We start from the raw sequence: 5,802 nt of genomic DNA on the forward strand, positions 1-5,802 counted from the left end.
GATGAACGATTGAGTAGGGCGCTTTAGCGTTTCCCCACCCAGGCGGTGGGGATGTTCAGTTTTAACATCTACGAACTCGCCGAAGCAGGCGCGCAACACACCGACGATCTTGTTGAGCCAGTATGCACGACCGGTCCATATAGAACCGCAGTTGCAAATAATGAACTGGGCTTGCCCCATCGCGATTTTCTCGCCCGCTTCCTGGTGCTACCCAGGATTGACCATTCCTACGTTCTGGTCGACACCAGTCGGGGCGATCGTGTTATCGGCGGGTTGATTTGCGGCCCTTTGCGCGATTTCGAACCGACCGACTGGAGCATGTTCTCAAGCGAAAGCATTCGTGGATTGCACGCTGCATTCAAAACCATGAGGATTCCTGAAAAACGTCATATCGATGCGCGAACCATCGTCCGGGACATGCAAGGAAAGGGCCTGGGCAAAGCGCTATTTCCGGCAGCGGAATCGATGGCAGGCATCCTTGGCTATAAGCACAATCTTTCACTCGTCGGGGCCGGCAGGATCCGACGTCGGTTTCCGGCGCGCTGACGTTGGCCGGCTTAGCCGGTTCGCTCTTTCGTCCGCTAGCTAACTACGGATTGGCGGCCACAGGCGGGCCGTATGAACCAACGCCAGCATCCATATTGTTTCGCCTTCGACCTCATACACCAAGCGATAGTTTTCGTGCGGGATCAGCTCACGCGTGCCTGCGATTTTTCCGGCCCGGCCCATCAGGGGGAAGTCAGGCAACTGCGCGATGACATCGCCGAATAACTCGTCCATCCGGGCAGCGGCGGCTACGTTGTCGGTCGCGATGTAGTCCCACACGTCATCGCGGTCCTGTTCGGCTTCTGGCGTCCAGACGACCCTCACGCCTTACCAGCCGCGCTGGCGCGCCGCGCGGCGAACCGGGCTTCAACCTCATCATTTGAGCGGCCTCGGCCGGCACGCATCGAGAGGCGACCTGCATCGATCTTGCCGCGTAGGAACTCATCATGTTCGCGCGCCTCGCGCTGGCGTTGCACGAACTCGCGCATCAACTCACGCAGCACCTGCGACGCCGGCCGGTGTGCGGCTTCGGCTTCCGCCATGAACTCGGCGCGCAACTCCGGTTCGAGCTTCATTGTGAATACGGCTTCTTTCGGCATGGGGACAACCTCTAACGATAGATACTAACCAAGTATATACGTTTTAATCACCACGAGGGGTCGCTGCCCAGCAAGCTGTTTGACGGAGACGTGCATAAAACAGTACCTTGCATTAACCAATAGCTGGTGATACATTTCACGTCACGGTGCTGCGGAACACATTGTTCCCAGCACTCGTGCATAGCAAGGTACCATGTTATGCACCTTACTGTCATGGAACCACATGAAAATCCAGCTCAAGAAGGGCACTCTCGACATGTGCGTACTCTCCGTCCTTGCCCGTGGCGACAGCTACGCGTACGAACTCGTATCGACCCTGTCGGAAACAATGGAAATCAGCGAAGGCACGATTTATCCGCTGATGCGTCGTCTGCAGGCGCAAGCGTGGGTGTCGACCTATTTCGTCGAGTCGAGTTCAGGGCCACCGCGCAAGTACTACACGCTGACCATAGCGGGGCGCGACAGTCTCGCGGAGATGCAAGACGAGTGGCGCAGTTTTGTCGATGAAGTCAACGGTGTGCTGGGCTTACCTAACATTCCATCCGGAACAGGGGAAACGCAATGACGCAGGAAGCATTCATCCAGCAACTGCGACATGAGCTGCGGAGTCTGTCGAAAGACGTTGTCGACGAAATCATTGCCGACTACCGCGAATACATCGGCGACGCGCTGGCTGCGGGCCGCAACGAAGCTGAAGTGATTGCCGCGCTCGGCGACCCGGTCAAGCTGGGACGTGAACTGAAGGCGCAGGCGACCTTCCGGCAATGGGAAACGCGCCGCTCGTTCGGCAACCTGATGCGCGTGTTCGTGTCGATCGCCGGGCTCGGACTGTTGCAACTGCTGCTGCTGGTGCCGTTCATGCTGTACTTGCTGCTGCTGACGGCGGGCTATGCGGTGTCGTTGGCGCTCACGCTGGCGGGACTCGTCACGGTGATCGCGCTCGGCAGCCATCATCTGTTTGGCTGGCCGGCGTTCGATGCGCTGCCGTTCAGCTTCGAAAGCACCTCGCATCAGCTAGCGGAGGACCCGAAGGCCCTGAGCGACGACGATGACCCCGACGACGAAGCCGCGTCGGGCACAAGTGCGAACGTGAGCGCAAATGCAAGCGCAAGCGCGACCATGCAGGCCAGCGGCGCGGCACCCGGCGAAACTGACCCACATCTCGCTGACGAACAAATGCGCGATTTCCGCGTGGTTGGCGATCTCTTCGAGTTGCGGGCGCAGTCGGGCACGCACATCTCCGTAGTAACGACGGCGGGTCCGCTCGACATAAAGAACGTCGACGGCAAGGTGAGGATCAACGCGGTTGGCGGCGCACGCGATCAGTTCACGGTCAACGGCGACACGTGGTCGATTCCACGCGCCAACGTCCTTGCGCTCGATATCAAGGACGATAAGGGCAACAAGCTGTCGGTGGCGCGCATCGGCGCTGATCCGAACGCGATGGCGTGGGATATCAGGAATGACGGCGATCACGTGTCGTTCGTGCAGGGCGGTCGCGGCGGTGGTCATCTGTCGGTGGAGAGCGGTCCGGATTCGGTGACGCTCGAACATAACCGCGTAGCGATTCAAAACGGCTCCGACAAGGTGGTGATCGTCGGACCGCATGGTTCCGGCATCGGCGCGATGATCTACGGCTTTGCAATGCTGGTGGCGGGCGTCGTCGGACTGTGGCTGTGCATCTGGCTGACGCGCACTACCTGGCGCGGACTCGTGCGCTATGTGCGCCGACAGATCGAACGTATCACGCAACGGCTTGACGAAGGCCAATCGGGCTGATTCAGCAAGGCGGCGTCACCTCGCGTGACGTCGCCGCGCCAGTACCACACTCATCGACATGCACCGGCGTGCATGTCTCCATTGTAGTCAATCAGTATTCCTACATTATTTGAAAGGAAGCGATCATGAACCTACACTTTCCTGCCAGCACGATGAAGACGACACGTCCGCGCCACGCACATGGCATCGTGCACCCGGACGTTCGCAGAGTGGACGTGCTGCGTATCGCCAACTGGCTTGCGGAAGGTATCGGTATCGCTCGCGCGCAGCCGCTGCTGTGGCTACCCGCGATTCTCGGTGGCGCTGATTTCTCCACGCTGTTCGAACTTGCACCGCCGCTGCTCGCGATCCTGCTCGCGGCGCTGCTCGTGCCGCTGTGGGCCGGCGCGATGATGCTGATGCAGGAGCGTTCGCGCAACGCGCGTCCGTGGACGATCGGCGAAACGCTTGAGGCCGTCAACGGTCATCGCAATGCGCTCTTTACGATTGGTTTGAGCGGCGCGGCGATTGCGGGAATCGGCTATCTGCTCTCGTTCGCTGTGTTTCACATGACGGTGTCGACTTCGCTCGCCGCCAACGGCGCGCACAATCTGGCGATCGTCTATGGCGTGCAGCAGGGCGCGCAGAATGCGCTCGAACCGCTGATCAGCATGCCGTTCTACGTGATCGCGATTGCCGCGGTGTGGTTCGCGCCGGCGCTCGTCGTGCTGCACAACCTGTCGCCCGTCGATGCAATGACGGCGAGCCTGCGTGCCGCGCTGCGCAACTGGCCGGTCGCGCTGGTCTATGCGGCTGCGATTGGCGCCGACATCCTGCTCGCGCCGGTTGTCCCGATGCTCGCACGCGGTGTCGTCGTGACGCCGCTCGTCAGCACGCTGATCGTGCTATCGATGTACGGCAGCTATCGCGACCTGTTCATCGCACGATGAACGGCGCGAGTGCGTTATCGCTAAGTCATTTTGTCGAGCGCGCTCGGCGGATGGGATATCGCCGGTGCGCAAGCCGACGCTCCACGGCACCGCGAGTTCCGTCACGGCGGGCAGTATCGGCGGCTAGGGCGCGTATCGAAGGGCAGGTTCGCGGTGTCCGGATCGATCACGATAGGGACCGGTTGAAACAACTCGGCGATGGCATCGGCCTGTGCTTGCCCCGCACGAGTTCTCGGCACCCGGCGCGCACGAGGCGCGTGGCGCTTATCATCCCGCCTGACGTCTGCCGGGGTGTTCATTGCCCGGCCCCGTCGAGAAAGCCTTTGAGCATGTCGAGCGTATCGGCGTCGTCGATATGTTTATCCGTGCGCCATCTCAACATGCGCGGAAACCTCACCGCGATGCCCGACTTATGGCGCGGACTCGCCTGAATCCCTTCGAAACCGATCTCGAACACGAGGGTCGGCGTGACGCTTCGCACCGGTCCAAATTTCTCAACGGTCGTCTTGCGCACGATCGCATCGACCTCGCGCATTTCGTCATCGGTGAGGCCGGAATAAGCCTTCGCGAAGGGTACGAGCGTGCGCACGCTATCGACTTCGTCCCACACGGCGAAGGTGAAATCGGTGTACAAACTCGCGCGCCGGCCGTGGCCGCGCTGTGCGTAGAGCAGGACGGCGTCGACGGCGTAGGGATCGATTTTCCACTTCCACCACGTCCCCGATGCCTTCGTGCGCCCGACGCCATACAGCGATTCGCGTCCCTTCAACATCAGGCCTTCAACGCCGCGGCTACGGCTTTGGTCGCGCAAGACGGCGATGGCGTTCCAGTCGGCGGCAGTCACCATCGGCGATACGCGCAGCAAATCCACCGCTAGCGTTTCGCTCAACGCGGCGGCCAAGGCGTCGAGTTGCGCGCGGCGTTCGACAAGCGGGGTGATGCGCAGATCGCGGCCATTAGCTTCGAGCAGATCGTAGGCGAGGAACGTGGCCGGCGAATCGGCGAGTACCTTCTTCGATAATGTCTTGCGCGTGATCCGTGGCTGCAGCCGCGAGAACGGCAACGGCGCATCGCCGCCGGGTTCCCACGCGAGAATCTCTCCATCTATCACGGTGCCGTCCGACAGCGCCGCACCTAAAGCGGCGAGTTCGGGAAAGCGATCGGTGATCAAATCCTCTCCGCGCGACCAGAGCCACACGCGGCCGCCGCGCTTCACGAGCTGCGCGCGAATCCCATCCCACTTCCATTCGATAACCCAATCCGACGGTGCGCCGAGCGTCACCGGGTCGGCCTGCAGCGGATGGGCGAGGAAAAATGGATACGGCAAGCCGAGGTCGCTTTCATGCGGCGTGGCGGCGTTTTCGTCGTCGGTGCTTTCCGGCGCAATCAGTCGCAGATAACGCGCCGCACCGGGTGCTTGCCGCGAATCGGTCCAGCCGACCATGCGCTGGGCGATGCGCTTGTGATCCACGCCCGCGACTTCGGCGAGCGCGCGCACGACAAGCTGACGCGCGACACCCACACGAAAGCCGCCGCCAATCAACTTGGTCAACAGAAAGCGTTCGCTCCAGTCGAGTTCGTCCCAGTAGCCGAGCAAACGCGTTCGAAGTTCTGTCGGATCCAGTCCGCGCAGGGTGAGCACGCGCCCCTCGATCCACTGCGCGAGACCGAGTTCGGACGTCCGCTGCGCAGGCGGCAGGATATGCGCGATGGTTTCGGCCAGATCGCCGACGACCTGATAGGACTCCTCGAAGAGCCATTCTGGCAGGCCGGCGCGTTCGCGGGCGAACTCGATCAGAAGGCGGGTCGGTACGGACTGGCGAGGTTTGCCGCCGCTGAGAAAGTACGACGCCCACGCGGCGTCCTCCGGTTCAGCCGCCGAAAAATACGTGATCAGCGCCTCGAGTTTTTCTTTCGTGGACGTGGTGCGGTCGAGCGCGGTGTACAAC

General features: G+C 61.5%; 7 protein-coding genes and 1 pseudogene. 4 read left to right on the plus strand and 4 right to left on the minus strand.

From position 1 onward, the window contains the following. The first annotated feature begins 45 nt into the window (after positions 1 to 45). Positions 46 to 546 carry a hypothetical protein gene (locus WCA53_RS31770; RefSeq protein WP_423921058.1) on the plus strand — a complete coding sequence of 167 codons (501 nt, stop codon included), beginning with the start codon at positions 46 to 48 and terminating at the stop codon, positions 544 to 546. A 39-nt stretch (positions 547 to 585) separates the two neighbouring features. On the opposite strand, the gene WCA53_RS31775 is transcribed toward WCA53_RS31770, so the two are convergent. Beyond that, positions 586 to 870 carry a type II toxin-antitoxin system RelE/ParE family toxin gene (locus tag WCA53_RS31775; protein ID WP_423921061.1) on the minus strand — a complete coding sequence of 95 codons (285 nt, stop codon included), beginning with the start codon at positions 868 to 870 and terminating at the stop codon, positions 586 to 588. After that, entirely contained in the window at positions 867 to 1,145 is a 279-nt protein-coding gene (locus tag WCA53_RS31780) for an antitoxin of toxin-antitoxin stability system (RefSeq protein WP_423921064.1), read from the minus strand. The genes WCA53_RS31775 and WCA53_RS31780 overlap by 4 nt, the downstream gene beginning before the upstream one ends. Positions 1,146 to 1,368: 223 nt before the next feature. Between WCA53_RS31780 and WCA53_RS31785 the strand changes: the two genes are divergently transcribed. From WCA53_RS31785 to WCA53_RS31795, 3 genes are all read left to right on the plus strand, one after another. Continuing rightward, entirely contained in the window at positions 1,369 to 1,710 is a 342-nt protein-coding gene (locus tag WCA53_RS31785) for a PadR family transcriptional regulator (protein WP_423921067.1), read from the plus strand. Beyond that, positions 1,707 to 2,924 carry a DUF1700 domain-containing protein gene (locus WCA53_RS31790; RefSeq protein ID WP_423921070.1) on the plus strand — a complete coding sequence of 406 codons (1,218 nt, stop codon included), beginning with the start codon at positions 1,707 to 1,709 and terminating at the stop codon, positions 2,922 to 2,924. The genes WCA53_RS31785 and WCA53_RS31790 overlap by 4 nt, the downstream gene beginning before the upstream one ends. A gap of 125 nt (positions 2,925 to 3,049) precedes the next feature. Further along, the gene (locus tag WCA53_RS31795) at positions 3,050 to 3,853 is read left to right on the plus strand and encodes a BPSS1780 family membrane protein (RefSeq protein ID WP_423921074.1); all 804 of its coding nucleotides are present in this window, start codon (positions 3,050 to 3,052) and stop codon (positions 3,851 to 3,853) included. A gap of 27 nt (positions 3,854 to 3,880) precedes the next feature. Here WCA53_RS31795 and WCA53_RS31800 read toward each other — a convergent pair. Next, positions 3,881 to 4,152, minus strand: a pseudogene (locus WCA53_RS31800) (hypothetical protein); the annotation flags it as partial. After that, the gene (locus WCA53_RS31805; protein WP_423921079.1) at positions 4,149 to 5,801 is read right to left on the minus strand and encodes an ATP-dependent DNA ligase; all 1,653 of its coding nucleotides are present in this window, start codon (positions 5,799 to 5,801) and stop codon (positions 4,149 to 4,151) included. The gene WCA53_RS31805 and the pseudogene WCA53_RS31800, both read right to left, overlap by 4 nt. Position 5,802 lies beyond the last annotated feature (1 nt).

The sequence above is a fragment of the Caballeronia sp. genome (assembly GCF_049581465.1).
In the GTDB taxonomy this organism is placed as follows: Bacteria; Pseudomonadota; Gammaproteobacteria; order Burkholderiales; family Burkholderiaceae; genus Caballeronia.